Source organism: Bacillus sp. ISO11 (assembly GCF_003458115.1).
In the GTDB taxonomy this organism is placed as follows: domain Bacteria; phylum Bacillota; class Bacilli; order Bacillales; family Bacillaceae_G; genus Bacillus_A; species Bacillus_A cereus.
The window spans coordinates 112,883-130,140 of record NZ_QXCO01000001.1; the positions used below are offsets into that span (position 1 = coordinate 112,883).

The following is a 17,258-nucleotide window of genomic DNA, read 5'->3' on the forward strand; positions in this document are numbered from 1 at the left end:
ACAGTTTGAGGGGGATTTCCAATGTTAGAAAAACAAATTATTCATTCATTCGTATCTATTGTTGGCGAAGATAATGTAGATACATCCAATATGGGGCGTTTAACTTATAGTTATGATGCCACTCCAAACTTCCAAGCAATGCCTGATGCAGTCATTGCTCCTCGTAATACAAATGAAGTAGCTGAAGTGTTAAAAGTATGTAACACTCACAAAATTCCTGTGTATGTGCGCGGGTCTGGAACAAATCTTTGCGCAGGAACATGTCCACTTGAAGGCGGTATCGTCCTTATTTTCCGCCATATGAACAATATTTTAGAAATTGATGAAGAAAACTTAACAATTACTGTACAAGCTGGTGTCATTACACTTGATATTATTAAAGCAGTAGAAGAAAAAGGTTTATTTTATCCACCAGATCCAAGCTCGATGAAAATTTCTACAATCGGCGGTAATATTAATGAAAACTCAGGTGGATTACGCGGCTTGAAATATGGCGTAACACGTGATTATGTAATGGGGCTTGAACTTGTCTTACCAAATGGTGATATTATTCGCACTGGTGGTAAATTAGCAAAAGATGTAGCTGGTTACGATTTAACTCGTTTATTTATCGGTTCTGAAGGAACACTTGGCGTGGTAACAGAAGCCATATTAAAACTTGTTCCTATGCCTGAAACAAAGAAAACAATGCTTGCATTATATGAAGATATTAATGAAGCTGCACGTGCTGTTTCTTCTATTATTGCAAATAAAATCATTCCAGCAACACTGGAGTTTTTAGACCAACCGACAATTGAAGTAGTAGAAGAGTTTGCACAAATCGGTTTACCTACAGATGTAAAAGCAATTTTATTAATCGAACAAGACGGTCCACCCGAAGTAGTCAATCGAGATATTGAAAAAATGGCTAACGTTTGCCACTCTATGAATGCAGTTGATGTTCGCGTTGCAAAAGATGAGACGGAAGCAAATGCGCTTCGTACCGCTCGCCGTAGTGCCCTATCAGCGCTCGCACGATTAAAACCTACTACAATATTAGAAGATGCAACTGTACCACGTTCACAAATAGCTCCAATGGTTGAAGCTATTAATACCATTGCAAAAAAATATAATATTCCTATTTGTACGTTTGGACACGCTGGTGATGGTAACTTACATCCAACTTGTATGACAGACGCTCGTAATGCAGAAGAAATGCATCGAGCTGAACAAGCTTTTGCTGAAATATTTGCGAAAGCAATTGAACTTGGTGGCACAATTACTGGTGAACATGGTGTTGGTGCGATGAAAGCTCCATATTTAGAAATGAAATTAGGTAAGGAAGGTATTGCAGCTATGCAAGGAATAAAGCAAGCTTTCGATCCAAATAACATTATGAATCCTGGAAAAATGTTCGCGAAAGACACCCGAAAAAGAGTGGTGGTTGAGCGATGACGACATTGAATAAAGAAAATATTCAAAAAGAATTTAAAGAACGATTAAGTGAAGATGAATTACTAAACTGTATGCGATGCGGTTTTTGTTTACCTACTTGTCCTACCTACATTCAATCCGGATATAAAGAGTCACATTCACCGCGCGGACGTATCGCATTAATGAAAGCTGTCGTTGATGGTTTAATCGAACCAGATGAAGATGTTGAGAATACATTAAACGTTTGTCTTGGTTGCCGTGCTTGTGAGCCTGTTTGTCCATCTGGTGTAAATTATGGGCATTTATTAGAAGAAGCTCGTGATATTATTAATCAAAATAAAAAATTCTCGGTACCAGTGAAAGCTGTTCGAAAAGTCGTTTTTGAAGGATTATTCCCCCATCAAAATCGAATGAGAACATTAACTGGACTAATCGGATTTTATCAACGTTCTGGTTTACAAACGCTAACACATAAAACAGGGATTATGAAATTATTCCCCGAAACCCTTGCAACGATGGATCTCGTTTTACCAAAAGTCCCTAAAATGAAAGCGATGAAAGATCGTCCTTCATTTTTACCTGCAGAAAGTACAAAGAAAAAACAAGTTGCATTCTTCACAGGCTGCTTAATGGATACGATGTTTTTAGAAACAAATAACGCAACGATGAAACTTCTTCAATTAGCTGGTTGTGATATCGTTATTCCGAAAACACAAAGTTGCTGCGGTGCATTGCATGGACATGCTGGTGAAAAGAGTGGAGCAAAAGAATTAGCAAAGCGCAATATAAAAGCATTCGAAGACTTAAACATCGACTATATTATTACGAATGCAGGTGGTTGCGGAGCTTACCTCGTAGACTATGATTATCTTTTAAAGGATGATCCGGATTGGGCTGAACGTGCTAAGCAGTTTGTTTCTAAGATTAAAGATATTACTGCTATACTAGTAGAACTAGACTTCCATAAGCGAACTGACTTACGACTCACGCCGCAAGTTATTACGTATCAAGACTCTTGTCATTTACGCAATGTTATGCGCACATCTTCTGAACCTCGTATGTTACTAGAGGCTATCCAAGGTGCAACATATCGAGAAATGAAAGATGCCGATCGTTGCTGTGGCTCTGCTGGTATTTACAATATTGTTCATTCAGAGTTATCAATGGAATTTCTAGATTACAAAATGGACCGTGTGCATGAAACAGAAGCAGCAACCATTGTTACTGCAAATCCAGGTTGTTTATTACAAATGAAATTGGGTATTGAGCGAGAAGGGCTTTCTCATAAGATAAGAGGAATTCACATTGTGGATTTATTATTAGAAGCAATTGAAACTAACTCGTAATAACTCGTAACATACGTAATAATAGGAAAACGGCTATCTCCTTCGTCTATGTAAAGAGATAGCCGCTTTTTTGTCTGCTACAACATTAAAAATATGTTACTTTATTATAAAAAAGAACAACAGAAACATTACAGTTTTGTAAAAATCAATCCATTATATTCCTCAAAAAATCGCTCAAACCATTGATACAATAGGATTCTTCATTTTCTATTTAGGTAACTTTATCCAAAAACCCCCTCTTAAAACCAAGTATAAAAACACTATAAATTCCTTTTATACTCTATATTTCTCTTATTTTTGCTCCCTCCTTCTCTTAGGATAAATTAGGTAATTTTAAAGTCTATGAATTTTTTTCCATCTTTTTTCTCGCAAATTGTATGCTACGATGAATTTGTCAGTCAGACAGGCTGTCAAAAACAAATCGTGTGAAAACAAATTAAAACTTTATATAGGGGGACACACATCATGAAAAAGCGTGTTTTATTATCTGTAGCTGCTGCAACAGCTCTTACTTTAGGAGTATCTTCTCTAGATGCACAAGCTGCAACAGTACAACCATCTAACTTAAAGGTTCAAAATATTCAGCATTCAAAAGTGATGATGAAACAAATGAGCCAACAAGAATTACAAGCATTCTTACAATCTATGGGAGTTGAATCATTAGCACAATGGCAACAAGGAAACTTCCAACCAAACTGCTTCATTCCTGGTCAACAACCTACTGAAAATGTTGTAACTGAGCAACCAACAGCTAAGCCAGAAACTCAAAAGCCAGTTGAACAAAAACCAGCCGAGCAAAAGCCTGCTGAAGAAGTTCAAAAACCAGAAGCTCAAAAACCTGCTGAAAACAACAATACTCAAAAACCTGCTGAACAAAAACCAGCTGAGCAAAAGCCTGCTGAAGAAGCAAAATCTTTAAGCGAGTTCGAACAACGTGTTGTTGAATTAACAAACGCTGAGCGTGCAAAACAAGGCTTACCAGCACTAAAAATCGATACTGAATTAAGTAAAGTAGCACGTATTAAGTCTGAAGATATGCAAAAAAACAACTACTTTGATCATAACAGTCCTACATACGGATCTCCGTTTGATATGATGAAGAAATTTGGTATTTCTTATACATCTGCAGGTGAAAACATCGCTCAAGGCCAACGTACACCTGAAGAAGTAGTACAAGCTTGGATGAACAGCGCTGGACACCGTGCAAACATCTTAAATAACGGCTTCACTCACATCGGTGTTGGCTATGTAGAAAGCGGCAACTACTGGACACAACAATTTATTACGAAATAAATAGATTAAAAGAGTCTTCTCATGAGAAGACTCTTTTTTAAGTTTCATAGCTTTCTATTATGTATGAATAGAAAATATATAACATAAACAACATAGATCCACAGCTTATTACACTAAGCAATACATAAAATCCCCACTCTAAGTTCAAAAACAATGAAAACAATATGCCACATGCCATCACTTGAAAAATTCGTCTACTTACTAAACGAATTTTTTGTAATTTAATTGGATCTTTTTCTTTGCCTTTTATTTTCTTAAATTCTTTACTCAGCATAAAAAGAAACATACTAATCCCAATCGTTAATCCTGTTTGAAAGGATATCAAATCCCCAAAATTAATAAAGAGGATAAGCATATGAATAAACAACATAAATAACGTAATTTTCTTTATAAATCCGCCTATAATACCATGCTCTCTTTCATTAAACTTAAATATATTATGTGAAATAATATACAAAAATCCATATGAAAAAATAATAAAACAAGGAATAAATGCTACAACAACTTGTTTACTCATAAACTCGTTTGGCTCACCATTTACATTCCAATGTACTGCCATACGATTTGGTAAATAGGGATAGAGAAATAGAGTAAGTAAAAGACAAGCGAAAAATATTCCAAGTACATACTTATATTTGATCAAGTGATTCTCACCTCTCTTTTCTCTTAACGGCTTCGCTTCTTTTAGAGAAATCCCTGCAAAAATCTACTTTTTTCAAGTTAAAACTTATACTTTACGCATTTTCTTTTTGAAATTCTTTTATTTTTTTATTTAAATTTGTAGGAAACGGCACATCAACTTCAATTGCTTCTTTCGTAATTGGATGCAAGAAATTTATCTTCATCGCATGCAATGCTTGACTGGACATATATTTTGTTTGTCCACCATATAATACATCCCCAACTAGTGGATTACCATTATGACTCATATGAACACGAATTTGATGTGTTCTACCCGTTTCTAATTGTAACGTTACGAAAGTCGTGTTTTGCTTCCTAAAATACTTTTCTACTTTATAATATGTGATAGCTTGGTCACCTTTTGGAGAAATACGACGCCTTGTAGCATGATGGCGATCCCTTCCGATAGCAGCATCAATCTTTCCTTGTTTCTTCTTTACTTTCCCTTCAACGAGCGCTGCGTACGTTCTTTTAATTTTTCTTTCCATTAATAGACGATCCATAATTGCACCAGCAATTCTATGCTTAGCAAACACGACACCACCTGTCGTATCTTTATCTAAACGATGAATATGACGCACCTTCGTCTCTAAACCTTGCATTTGAAAATGAAAAGCAACAAGATTTGCAAGCGTCCCGGTTCCACCTTTTTCAGCAGGGTGTGTGTCCATTTGCTCTGGTTTATTTACGATAAGTACGTGATCATCTTCGTATACTACATGTAATTCACCATATTCTGGATCTACACCGTACTCTTCCTCCGCAAACATATGGACTTGTAACTTATCGTTCTCTTTTAAAAGCTCATTCCATCTTCTTTGTTCCCCGTTAACCGTAACACCTTTTTCCATACGAAGCTGATGTAATAGCTTTTTCGGTATTTCCCATTCTACTTTTAATACCGATTCAATACTTATACCATTCCATTTAGCTGGAACGATAATTTCACACCATTCGCCCTTTTTCTTTGTTTCCATACTGTTTATCACCTTATTTCTATTGATTCTCTCATTGTAACGGAAAACACACTTTGATGCACTGTCAAAAATAGAGGACAGTCTTATAATAGACTGCCCCTCAAGCTCTAAGTCTTTTCATTTCTAACAATACTTCTTCAGCTTTTTGTTCATACGATAAATCTTTAAAGAAATCCGCCAACCTTTTATAATCATTGTAAGCATCTAATAAATCGTCCATCTTTTCTATTTTCATCACTTGTTGTTTTTGTTTCATTTTTACTGGATAGCGATAACCTGATACTTCTTGTATTTTATAATACTCATCCTCTACTTGAACGACCTTTACAAGTTCTTCCTCTTCTGCATCCATCGTATACCCGTCAAATTCTCTAAGTAGTTCATAAATGATATGAGTCCATTCATCTTTTGGATAAAATCCTTTTTCTAACCGATAACCGACAATGCGATACATATGCCCATCGTTCTCGGCAAACTGTACTGTATCATTTAACTTAAACTTAAAATAACGAAACATTGCCTTCACCTACTTATTATGTAATGTTCTTATCACATACTATTTGCAAAATGTAGGCTTTGCTATTCATAAAAAATGCTCATCAATATGATGAGCATTTTTTATGATGATTTTTCTCGTTTTTTTCGAAATGGTAACCACCAGTTCCAGTCTCCAAATAACTTCATTAAGCTTGGTACGAGCATAAGACGAATAATTGTTGCATCAAGAAATATTGCTAATGCAACGCCAAGACCCATCTGCTTTACTGGTAAAATATCAGTAAATGCGAATGCACCAGTTACAACAATCATTATTAAAGCAGCTGATGTAATGATTCTACTTGTTGAAACGAGCCCTTCTAACGTTGCTTGATCGTTATCTCCTGTTTCTTCATAGAGCTCATGAATACGTGAAATAAGAAATACTTCATAATCCATACTAAGCCCAAATACGAGGCCAAAAATGAAGATTGGTAAGACAAACAGAACCGGACTTGCTTCTAAACCGAAATGACCACCTTCAAATAACCAAACAACAATTCCAATGGTTGCACTTAAACTAAGTATATTCATAACAATTGCCTTAATTGGAATGAGTATAGATCGGAATGCAAATAATAATATAACAAAGGTCGATCCAAATATAACAGACATACCAATTACAACTTTATCTTTAATTTCATCTTCTAATTCTTGTTGAAACGTCGTCATTCCGCCTAGATAATACGTAACATCCGTTTCTTTATAGTTCTTTTTAAAGTCACGTACCCACTGTTTTGCAGTCTCTGTACGTGGTTTTGTTTTCAAAAAGATTTCTATCGTCGTCTTATTCCCTTGCGTGTATGCTTCAAATACAGGAGTTAGTTTCGCTGATTCTGGCGACTGCAATATTCCAACAACTTGATCTGCTTTCATTCCAGTTAACCCGTCGTATAAACTTCTTACTTCATGTACTTTCTTATCATCTTTTAACTTTTGAACGACTTCTTCTATCTTTTGTAGACTTTCTTTTTCTTTCATATCTTTTTTCGTCTCTACAACTAACGTAACATCAGCGTGTGTTTTGACAGTTTCATTAAATGCTTCTTCATACTTTTCATATGCAATCCTTGTATCACTCTTTTCAGGTAAAGCTTCAACACCAGGGAACTGTAAATTAGCTGTACGTAACGGTAATAAGCAAATAACAATAAATGTTGTAACAACAATAATCATTGCAATTGGATGTTTCATCACAAATTGTGCAAATTTACGCCATGCTTTTGCCGGCGTATGTGCTACTTGATTCTTTTTTAATATTCTTTTACCTATTAACGATAATAGTGCTGGAAGAAGTGTGAGTGAGAATAAAATGCTCATAATGACAACAATCATTCCACTAATCGCGACAGATTGAATATAATCTATCTTAAAGAAAAACAAACCGGATAACCCAACAAATACGCATAATCCTGAAAATACAATCGCACGTCCTGCCGTTTGATATGTAATTGCTATCGCTTCTTTTACCGTTCGTTTAGCAACTTCCTCTCGAAAACGGTTCACAAATAATAGCGCAAAATCAATAGATAATGCAAGTCCAATCATCGGCGCAACGTTTAACACGAAAATAGATAGTTCTTTATCAACACCGATGAAATACAATATCCCCATCGTACTAATAACACTAAGCGCCCCATTCAAAATCGGTAAAATTGATGCCAAAAGACTACCAAACGAAAATAGTAATACAAGAAACGCAATTGGTAATCCAATCATTTCTGCTACTTTTAAATCATTTTGCGTTCTTTCATTAATCTCTTGATTAATTTTCGGAAATCCTGTAGGTGTTACTTTTAATGCTACATTACTTTCTTTCTCAATCTCATCAGCAAATTGTAATGTCTTTTCCATTCTTTCTTTATTTGTTTTCCCGGAAAATAAAATTGTCGCATAACCGATGTCATCTTGTAGCATTTCTTTATTTTGGATTGGGTGATGGAAAGATTCATAGCTCTCTTTCTCTTGAACATTCTTTACAATTTCATCTATTCGCTTTTTAAATTCCTCATGCGAAGCATCTTTATTTTTCTCAAAAACGAGCAGTAGCGTATCTTGAGACTTCTTAAAATCTTGATCTAAAATTTCTTTTGTTTTTTGATAGTCGCCTTCCGTTTGGAAACCGTCACCACCTAATACTCCCGGTAACTTTGGAGCAAAAATCCCAAGTGCGATTGCGAGCAACAGTAACGCTACAATTACTGTATAACGAAACTGATACAAAAAAGCTCCTAACTTCCCCCACTTATCAACTTTATGTACATTTGTCTTCACACATTTTCACCTACTTTAAATAATTCAATTGTCACTTATACTGTATCACATCTTGATATAAACAAAAAACGTCTGGAAAAACTATAATAATAGTTTTTCCAGACGTTTTTCTATCTCTCCTTATTAAGCCCTAATCTCTCAGTAAGTAAACGATGGTAGTAAATCGCGATAATTAACAAAATACCACCTACGCAGTAACCAGCTAAAATATCAGTTGGGTAATGTACATTTAAAATGACTCTACTTAATCCAATCGATAGAATTACTATACCCATCAAAATCGTTGTGACACATTTCCCAGCTACGCTTTTCAAATTAGCAGCAATGATATAAGTAAGAAATCCAAATGTCATAATCGATAGCATTGCATGTCCACTAGGAAAACTATATCCAAGTGCATCTAGCGCTTCATTTAATGACGGACGTTCTCTCTTTACAATCTCTTTTATCCCTTTATTCACAAGATGTGTTATTAAAATTCCCATTGGATATACAATCATCGCAGCATAATAACGCTTCTTCCAAAAAACAAGCAAGCTTATAACGAGCGTAGCGACTATCCCAATTGCTGATCCCAATTTTGTAAAGTATGAGAAAAATATAAGAGAACTTTCCGTTTGTAGCCCTCTTACTAATCCACGGACATATGTATCCATCACTGTAACGCCACCTGCATGTACGCGCCAAGCAACAATACCAAATACAGCAAATAACAAACCGATACACATTACCTCATACTGATGTAACTTCTTATTCAAACGATTTCCTCCTACTATGAAAAAAATGCGATTTCTACTTTAGAAACCGCATTTCCTTACTTATTTACCTTTTGTTTTTAGCTCTGTCCAGTAACGATCATAGTCTTTTAACTTATCGTCTACATCAACAAGCCATTCTGTACGATCTAACTCTTCTTTCGTTAAGAAAATCATGTGATTATCACGGTATTCTTTACTATGAAGAGGATGAGCTTTTTCATTTGGATTACTGTAACCAATTGACTCGTAGTTTTTCACACTTACTTTTTCATCTAGTAAGTAGTTCATAAATTTCTCAGCAAGCTCTTTATGTTTTGCACCTTTTGGAATTGCTAACGTATCAGCCCAAATTGTGCCGCCTTCTTTCGGTACAACATATTCTACATCTTTATTATCTTTTGCGATAAATGCTGCATCTCCAGACCAAACTGTTCCGATCCAAGCATCTTCTGTAATGAATTTTTGTTTAATGTTATCTGTATCAAATGCTAATAAGTTTGGAAGCAGCTTCTTTAAATCATCTGCTGCTGTCTTTAATTGTGCATCGTCTTTCGTACTGTTTGAGAACCCGTGCTTCTTAAGACCCACTCCTAATACTTCACGAGAATCGTTCAGTAACGTTACATGTCCTTTATATTTCTCATTCCATAAGTCCGCCCAGCTTGTAGGTGCTTCTTTCACATACTTTTTATTGTATGCAATCCCTGTTACACCCCAAGTGTACACTAAAGAATATTTATTCTCTGGATCAAACGCAGGTGTTTTGAAATTAGAAACCATATTTTCGATATTCGGGATATTCTTTTTATCTAACGGCGCTAATAAGTCCATTTTCGCCATTGTTTTAACCATGTAATCAGACGGCTGGATTAAGTCGTACTTTGCGCCACCAGCTTGTAATTTCGCAAGCATTTCTTCATTACTTGCGTACTTGTCATAGTTAATTTTCACATTATATTTCTTTTCAAAATCTTTTAGCACTTGCTCATCAAAATTGTCAGCCCAGCTATAAATATTTAATTCTTCTTTCTTTTCACCACAACCAGCAAGCACACCAGCAACAAGGCTAAAACTAATTGCTGCGCCAGCTATTCTTTTCATTAATTTCATCGGTTTATTACCCCCTTGTACTTTCTATATCGTTCGTATTATAAAGGAAGGTGTCCTCCAGAGTTTTCTTCACCATCTGCACCTTTGTTCCGGAAGATTTCAGATAGAACCATTAATCCTACGATAGCAACAATTAAAATTGTAGAAAGAGCATTAATTTCTGGTGATACTCCGCGCTTAACCATACTGTAAATATATAATGGCAATGTTGTTGATCCTGGTCCTGATACGAAGAAACTAATTACAAAATCATCAATTGATAATGTGAATGTTAATAATGCTGCCGAAATAACTCCCGGTGCAATTGCTGGGAACGTTACATAACGAAACGTTTGCCAAGGCGTTGCTCCTAGATCATTTGCAGCTTCTTCTAAGTCACGTCCCATACTTGAAAGACGCGCAGCTAAAATAACAACAACAAACGAAATACTAAATGTAATATGTGCAATAATAATCGTTGTTTGTCCAAGTTCCATTCCTAACTGGCTGAAAAGAATTAGTAAAGATAATCCCATTAAAATATCAGGAATTAAAATTGGTAAATATACAAGGCCATTAATAGCCCCTTCGAAACGATATTTATAACGATGTAAAGCAATTGCAAAGAATACACCAAGTACCGTTGTCACAATCGTTGTTATAACTGCAATCGTAATACTATTTACAAATGCATCAATAACATCTTGTTTTTGAAATAAATCTGTATACCAATGGAATGTAAAACCTTCCCACTCCGCATTAATGCGAGAGTCGTTGAAAGAATAGACCATTAAAACCATCATTGGAAAATACAAGAATAACAAAATTAACCAAGAATAAGAAACTAAAAACTTCTTCATCTTTGCCTATTCCCCTCCGTTCTCATTATATTTATATACTTTCGTTGCACGATAATATAAGTAAATTAACAGAACAGAGAATAGAACAACGATAATCGATAACGCAGATCCAAATGGCCAGTCACGTGCACCTAAGAATTGATTTTGAATAACGTTTCCGATTAATGCTACTTTCGATCCGCCCATCACGTCTGATACAACAAACATTCCGATAGAAGAAACGAATACTAAAATAGAACCAGTCGCAATTCCTGACATAGTCATCGGCACTGTTATATTCCAAAATGCCTTTATTGGTGTTGCTCCTAAATCATAAGCCGCTTCTAGCTTACGCTTATCCAGCTGCTCAATTGCTGCATACACTGGTAAAATCATAAATGGTAATAAAGAATAGACCATTCCGAGTATTACAGAAGGAGTATTATATAATAAATTTAACGGTTCACTAATAATGCCAAGCTTTAATAACAACGTATTCACAAGACCTTGTGAACGTAAAATAACAATCCATGCGTATGAACGAACAAGAAAGTTAATCCAAAACGGGATCGTTGCCAATAATAAAAGAATAGAGCGGTATTTGCGGTCAACAATTGTAATTGTATACGCAAACGGATAGCCAATTAATAAACATATTACTGTTGTAATAACTGCGATCTTAACAGTTTCCCATAACGTTCCTAAGTACAAAGGATCAAACACACGGGATATATTCTCCAGCGTAAATTGCATTTCTACTGTCCCGTAAGCTCCGCGCTGCATGAAGGCGAATCCTAATACGAATACGAGCGGGATTAGGAAGAAAATTAACAGCCACGCGACTGTAGGTAGTGCGAGTAATTTCCCTTTTTTCAATTTAAGGTCACCTCGTCCTCTTGCTCCCAGCCTACATATACATTATCTCCAATGCTCCACTGCGCTGCCTCTTCAGCAGTTTGATATGCCATTAGTAATTCTGATGTTTTCTCATCACGTACATAAAGCTTCTCCATATTTCCGACAAACTCGATATCTTCAATATGTCCAAGATGGTATTCTTTTAAAATTGACTCTTCAACCGAACGTACTTTTACATTTTCAGGGCGAATTGCTACATAGCCTTCCCCGTTTTTCACAATATTATTTTCACCGATGAATGTCGCAACGAACAATGTTTTCGGCTTATTATAAATTTCTTTCGGTGTTCCGATTTGTTCGATATGTCCTTTATTCATAACTACAATACGATCGCTCATGCTCATTGCTTCTTCTTGATCGTGCGTTACGTATATGAACGTAATTCCTAAATTACGTTGTAAGTTTTTCAATTCACGTTGCAAGTCTTTTCGTAACTTAAAGTCAAGCGCTCCAAGTGGCTCATCTAATAGTAATACACGCGGATTATTTACAATCGCTCTTGCAATTGCAACACGCTGCTGTTGTCCACCAGAAAGCTTCGCAGGTTTACGATTACGGAACTCAAGTAACTGCGTTAAACGCATTGCCTCTTCAGCACGCTCTTTCTGCTCTGCTGCTGATACTTTCTGCATTTTCATACCAAAACAAATATTCTTCTCTACTGTCATATGTGGGAATAGTGCGTAATGTTGGAACACTAGGTTCATATGACGCTTATATGGCGGCAAATCGTTAATTCTTTCAGCATCTAATAAAAGATTCCCTTTAGTTGGAGTTTCAAATCCTGCGATCATACGAAGTAAAGTCGTTTTCCCGCAGCCACTCGGTCCTAAAATTGTTAAAAACTCTCCCTCTTTAATATCTAAAGAAAGAGGTGGGATAATCACTTGATTTCCAAAATGTTTTTCAACTGCTTCAACTTTAATAATCTTTTTCATTTTCCCGTCCTATCTACCTTAAATTTTTAATTTTTATATTCATGAATAAATATTTATGTTCTATAGACTATTTTTTGTTTCGATCCAAACAAAAATGATTATTTAACAAGCGTTCGTTTCTATTCTTTATGTAGTATGTTGGATTCATTTTCGCATGATACATAACGTCGAACAGAAAAACCCCTTCCATTGCGAAGGGGCTATTATCATACGGCTACGCCTACTGATAAACACCATCATCATTTTAACAACTTTCGTATGAATTTTAAAGCACTTTTTGTAGAAGAGTAACGAATTTTCATGTCGAATGCTGTAGATTGGGCTAAAATGCTTTTATAATGTGAAAAAGTCCGAAAACTTTCTTTCCCATGATACCCCCCTAATCCACTACTTCCAACACCCCCAAAAGGTAAATATGGCGTGGCAAGATGATAGACAACATCATTAATACAGCCTCCACCATATGAAATATTACTCGTCACTTTCTTTTGTACTTCTTTATCTTCAGAAAATACATATAACGCTAACGGCTTCGGATGTTGCTGGATTGTGCCAATTACATCTTCTATGTTGTCGTACTCTATGATTGGTAAAATCGGACCAAAAATTTCATCTTCCATAACAGTATCTTTCCATGTAATATCCGCTAGTACTGTCGGTTCAATATGTAATGTATCTTTCTTATAGTTTCCACCAATTACGACTTGACCATCTTGTAAGAATCCACATAATCGTTCAAAATGACGCTCACTTACAATACGCACATAATTTTCATTTCGCAAAGGTTCTTTACTATACTGCTCTATAATTTCATGTCGCAGTGCCTCAATTAGCTTTTCTTTCACGGAAGAATGCACATACATATAATCAGGCGCTACACACGTCTGCCCTGCATTTAAAAACTTACCCCAAACAATTCTTCTTGCTGTCATCTCTATCTTTGCATCTTTATGTACAATACAAGGACTTTTCCCGCCAAGTTCTAAAGTGAGCGGTGTCAACTGTTTCGCTGCTGCTTCCATTACAACTTTTCCAACTCCAACACTACCAGTAAAGAAAATATAATCAAACGGTTCCCTCAGCAAAGATGTACTCTCTTCAACGCCACCTTCTACTACCGCTACAAGCTCTTCTGGGAATAATTCATCTAACATTCTCTTAAGCACTTTTGAAACGCTTGGCGTTAACTCTGACGGCTTTAAAACGATTGTATTTCCAGCTGCCAGTGCTCCTACAAGTGGTGCAATTGCTAATTGAAAAGGATAGTTCCACGGTGCAATAATAAGCGTCACACCATACGGTTCTGGCACTACTTTTCCTTTTGATCCAAAATGAGTGAGTGCTGTTCGAACTCGTTTCGGTTTACTCCACGATGACATATGTTTCAATTGAAAGGAAATTTCTTTTAATACATATCCAACTTCCGTTGTAAACGACTCGTGAACTGACTTATTTAAATCTAATTTCAATGCCTGAAATATTTCTTCTTCAAAACGCTGAATGCCTTCATAAAGCTTCTTCAAATTATTCTTTCTCATTTCGATGCTTCTCGTATGCCCTTTTAAAAAATATTCCTTTTGCCTACTTACAATAGAGGAAATACTCATTCACTCACCTTCTCCCACTATTTTTATCCAATTCTTTCATTATTTATATAGACTTCATATATAACAAATTTCTATTCTTAAGGTTACATTATATATGACTTTTTCAGCTATATAAAATTCATTGCTCACAAAAAAACTACCGAAAGAAAATCTCTCGGTAGTTTTACTGTATTAACGATATAAACGAACAGCACCTGCAGAATTATCATCAGCTTGTCCTACTACTTCAAATTTCAAACCAAGCTTCGGTAAAATACGTCCTGCATCTGGAATCTGTTGATTAATATACGTTTTAGAATCATCAAACTTTGGTACGCCTGCTAAACCATCATACGTAAATGTTCCACGCGTTGGAGATACGACTTTCCAAGCTGGCGTTTTGTCGAATGAGAACGCTGCATCAGCGATTTGGAATCGTGTACTACTCTTAACTGTTGGTTTACCATTTAAAGTACCAACAATTGCTTCTGGATGAGAATCAACTACACCAAGGAAACCGTGTCCTGGATGTACACCAACCCAGTTATCTGTATAAGCTGAATCTGCATACCATACAACCATACCAGTGTTAAATACTGGACCGCGAGCAAATTTCAACGCGTTATCTGCCCCAGCATAGTTTCTCCACTCAACATAGTAGTTATGTTTTTTCTTCTCTGTTCCGTTAGATACAACGAAACCATCTAATTTTAATTGTGGTGTACCTTCTGCGTCATCAGAGAATGCTACTTTACCATCTACTGTTAATGAAGCATTATCAAGAGCGAATCCATTTAATGCTAAACCACCATCAGTAATGTAATCAAATGTTAATTTTACTTTCTTGCCTTTGAATTGACTTAAATCATATGATTTGTCAATCCATTTTCCATTTGTCGAATCTGCATTTCCACTATTTGCTTTCTCACCAAGTCTTTCAATTAACGTTTGTTGACCATCTTCCGTTACAGCGTGTACTTCAAGGAAATCATACTCTGCTTCAATTTCATATAATGATTTGAAGTCAAATTTTGCAGTCGTTGCATTTGTTAAATCGAACAGTGGTGTTTCCATCTTCGTATGAAGATCATCACCTTTTGTGCTGTAGTAATACTGTTTTCCAAATGCCGGCTCAATTGTTTTTATATCTTTGTCTGGTAAGTTAACACGAATCATACCCGGACGGTTAGATTTCGTAACACTTTGATCCAAATATGTCGCTAGACCGATACCTTTATTTAATTTCTCGTAATCTACTTCTACGATATTTGCCCAGTTACCACCGATTGTTTTTTGGAAAAACTCTTTATTTTGTGGTGAGAAACTCGTTGGCGTCGTTCCAGCGATTTTACCAGCCCAGCTTCCGCCACTCATAATAGACCAAGCTTCAATCGGCTCACCTTGACCACTATATTGTGTATCGTACTCATCTGGAAGACCTAAATCGTGACCATATTCATGTGCGAATACACCAACCGCTCCATCTTCTGGTTCAATTGTGTAGTCGAATGCTGCCATCTTTCCACCCCAATATGGTACTTTCGCTTGTGTACCTTCAATTGGGAATGGCTTTGGTCCAACTGTCCAACGGTGCGACCAAATTGCATCATCGCCTAATTTACCACCGCCTGCTTCTTGTCCAACACCCGCATGAATAATCATTAAGTGATCGATTAAACCGTCTGGTTGATTTTTATTTCCATCACCATTTACATCGTATTGATCAAATTGGTCGAACTCTGATAAATCAATACCACTATCTACAGCTGCTTTTAATGCATCTTTTACTAAATCACGTGGCCCTTTTGGTCCTTTATTATCATGGCCGCCGCTAGCAGCATCTGCACCATAATCAGCCGCCTTACCAGGAACTGTTAACCATTTTGTAACTGTTCCGTCCACTGTGTAACTACCACCAGATTGTTCTTCGTAATATTGTTTAAACGTTTCAATTTTACTTCCATCATCTAATGTGAATGGCTCGTTGCCGAATAACATTTTTTCATAATGTTCTTTATTAAAATCGTTAGAATACATATATCCAGGCTCTTTGTCGATATTATTATGTTTAAAGTCAGCGTACTCTACAAGTAAAACGAGTACTTTGTCTTTACGAACTTCACCGTTATAGTCTTTTTGTTTCGCTGGAGAAGTTGGTACTTTACCATTTAGACCGCCTTTAACTGGGCCTGTCGCTGCAGGTGTGCCTGTTGCTGGTTGATTTAATTTTTCTTTCGTGTCTGCTTTCGCATCTTTCACTTTCTTTAAAAAGTCGGATGCATCTTTCGTAAGTTGGTCCCCATTCGCTGCTTCTTTCCCAGGATTTTCACCCTTTTTGTTCTCTACATACTTTTCGACTGCTTTCTTTGTTTCTGTCTCTGAAGCCTTCGAATCAATTACCCCACGTTTTTTTAATGCATCTGCTAAACGTTCTTCCGGAATTAAATGATCATCAACTGGGCTCGTAGCTGTTTTATTCACAGGCGTTTCAGCATATGCAGATTGAGTGCCAGCTCCGAATGAAAGGCCTAATACAGCTGTCAATGCGATTGATGACAAAACTTTGAACGGTTTCTTGTTCATCCCTTATTTCCTCCCCTAATAAATAA

At 36.2% G+C, this 17,258-nt stretch carries 14 protein-coding genes; 3 read left to right on the forward strand and 11 right to left on the reverse strand.

Annotated elements, in window-relative coordinates; translation table 11 throughout:
• Positions 1–21 precede the first annotated feature (21 nt).
• The 3 genes from glcD (at position 22) to D1166_RS00645 (ending at position 4,052) form a co-directional block, all read left to right on the forward strand.
• On the forward strand, positions 22–1,434 hold the full coding sequence (gene glcD / locus D1166_RS00635; RefSeq protein ID WP_097855598.1) for a glycolate oxidase subunit GlcD: 1,413 nt from the start codon (positions 22–24) through the stop codon (positions 1,432–1,434).
• Positions 1,431–2,759 (forward strand): (Fe-S)-binding protein, encoded by a 1,329-nt coding sequence (locus tag D1166_RS00640; protein ID WP_000209648.1) that lies wholly within the window; start codon positions 1,431–1,433, stop codon positions 2,757–2,759. Before glcD ends, D1166_RS00640 begins: the two co-directional genes overlap by 4 nt.
• A gap of 465 nt (positions 2,760–3,224) precedes the next feature.
• Complete coding sequence (locus tag D1166_RS00645) at positions 3,225–4,052, forward strand: CAP domain-containing protein (RefSeq protein WP_000747588.1); 828 nt, start codon at positions 3,225–3,227, stop codon at positions 4,050–4,052.
• Positions 4,053–4,089: 37 nt separating this feature from the next.
• On the opposite strand, the gene D1166_RS00650 is transcribed toward D1166_RS00645, so the two are convergent.
• The 11 genes from D1166_RS00650 to inhA1 form a co-directional block, all read right to left on the reverse strand.
• A complete protein-coding gene (locus tag D1166_RS00650) occupies positions 4,090–4,695 on the reverse strand; it encodes a DUF1648 domain-containing protein (RefSeq protein ID WP_000598995.1) in 606 nt (201 codons plus the stop codon).
• A 91-nt stretch (positions 4,696–4,786) separates the two neighbouring features.
• On the reverse strand, positions 4,787–5,710 hold the full coding sequence (locus D1166_RS00655) for an RluA family pseudouridine synthase (protein WP_000448323.1): 924 nt from the start codon (positions 5,708–5,710) through the stop codon (positions 4,787–4,789).
• A 100-nt stretch (positions 5,711–5,810) separates the two neighbouring features.
• Positions 5,811–6,227, reverse strand: a complete 417-nt coding sequence (locus D1166_RS00660) for a hypothetical protein (protein WP_000490301.1) — start codon at positions 6,225–6,227, stop codon at positions 5,811–5,813.
• A 101-nt stretch (positions 6,228–6,328) separates the two neighbouring features.
• Positions 6,329–8,521 carry an MMPL family transporter gene (locus D1166_RS00665; RefSeq protein ID WP_097855596.1) on the reverse strand — a complete coding sequence of 731 codons (2,193 nt, stop codon included), beginning with the start codon at positions 8,519–8,521 and terminating at the stop codon, positions 6,329–6,331.
• Positions 8,522–8,631: 110 nt separating this feature from the next.
• A complete protein-coding gene (locus tag D1166_RS00670) occupies positions 8,632–9,279 on the reverse strand; it encodes a phosphatase PAP2 family protein (protein ID WP_001035521.1) in 648 nt (215 codons plus the stop codon).
• Positions 9,280–9,339: 60 nt separating this feature from the next.
• Positions 9,340–10,389 carry a spermidine/putrescine ABC transporter substrate-binding protein PotD gene (gene potD / locus D1166_RS00675; RefSeq protein ID WP_000772485.1) on the reverse strand — a complete coding sequence of 350 codons (1,050 nt, stop codon included), beginning with the start codon at positions 10,387–10,389 and terminating at the stop codon, positions 9,340–9,342.
• A 38-nt stretch (positions 10,390–10,427) separates the two neighbouring features.
• On the reverse strand, positions 10,428–11,228 hold the full coding sequence (gene potC, locus D1166_RS00680) for a spermidine/putrescine ABC transporter permease PotC (protein ID WP_000714192.1): 801 nt from the start codon (positions 11,226–11,228) through the stop codon (positions 10,428–10,430).
• A gap of 6 nt (positions 11,229–11,234) precedes the next feature.
• Positions 11,235–12,083 carry a spermidine/putrescine ABC transporter permease PotB gene (gene potB / locus D1166_RS00685; protein ID WP_000715500.1) on the reverse strand — a complete coding sequence of 283 codons (849 nt, stop codon included), beginning with the start codon at positions 12,081–12,083 and terminating at the stop codon, positions 11,235–11,237.
• On the reverse strand, positions 12,080–13,063 hold the full coding sequence (potA, locus tag D1166_RS00690) for a spermidine/putrescine ABC transporter ATP-binding protein PotA (protein ID WP_000720318.1): 984 nt from the start codon (positions 13,061–13,063) through the stop codon (positions 12,080–12,082). Before potA ends, potB begins: the two co-directional genes overlap by 4 nt.
• Positions 13,064–13,302: 239 nt before the next feature.
• Entirely contained in the window at positions 13,303–14,670 is a 1,368-nt protein-coding gene (locus D1166_RS00695; protein WP_097855595.1) for an aldehyde dehydrogenase, read from the reverse strand.
• Between the two features lie 171 nt (positions 14,671–14,841).
• A complete protein-coding gene (inhA1, locus tag D1166_RS00700; RefSeq protein WP_001035944.1) occupies positions 14,842–17,232 on the reverse strand; it encodes a M6 family metalloprotease immune inhibitor InhA1 in 2,391 nt (796 codons plus the stop codon).
• Positions 17,233–17,258: the final 26 nt, after the last annotated feature.

Excerpts from the sequence above, each read along its gene's own strand:
- D1166_RS00695 (WP_097855595.1), bottom strand. The coding sequence starts at position 14,670 with ATGAGTATTTCCTCTATTGTAAGTAGGCAAAAGGAATATTTTTTAAAA.
- D1166_RS00645 (WP_000747588.1), top strand. The coding sequence starts at position 3,225 with ATGAAAAAGCGTGTTTTATTATCTGTAGCTGCTGCAACAGCTCTTACT.
- potA (WP_000720318.1), bottom strand. The coding sequence starts at position 13,063 with ATGAAAAAGATTATTAAAGTTGAAGCAGTTGAAAAACATTTTGGAAAT.
- D1166_RS00660 (WP_000490301.1), bottom strand. The coding sequence starts at position 6,227 with ATGTTTCGTTATTTTAAGTTTAAGTTAAATGATACAGTACAGTTTGCC.
- potD (WP_000772485.1), bottom strand. The coding sequence starts at position 10,389 with ATGAAATTAATGAAAAGAATAGCTGGCGCAGCAATTAGTTTTAGCCTT.
- D1166_RS00655 (WP_000448323.1), bottom strand. The coding sequence starts at position 5,710 with ATGGAAACAAAGAAAAAGGGCGAATGGTGTGAAATTATCGTTCCAGCT.
- inhA1 (WP_001035944.1), bottom strand. The coding sequence starts at position 17,232 with ATGAACAAGAAACCGTTCAAAGTTTTGTCATCAATCGCATTGACAGCT.
- D1166_RS00640 (WP_000209648.1), top strand. The coding sequence starts at position 1,431 with ATGACGACATTGAATAAAGAAAATATTCAAAAAGAATTTAAAGAACGA.
- potC (WP_000714192.1), bottom strand. The coding sequence starts at position 11,228 with ATGAAGAAGTTTTTAGTTTCTTATTCTTGGTTAATTTTGTTATTCTTG.
- glcD (WP_097855598.1), top strand. The coding sequence starts at position 22 with ATGTTAGAAAAACAAATTATTCATTCATTCGTATCTATTGTTGGCGAA.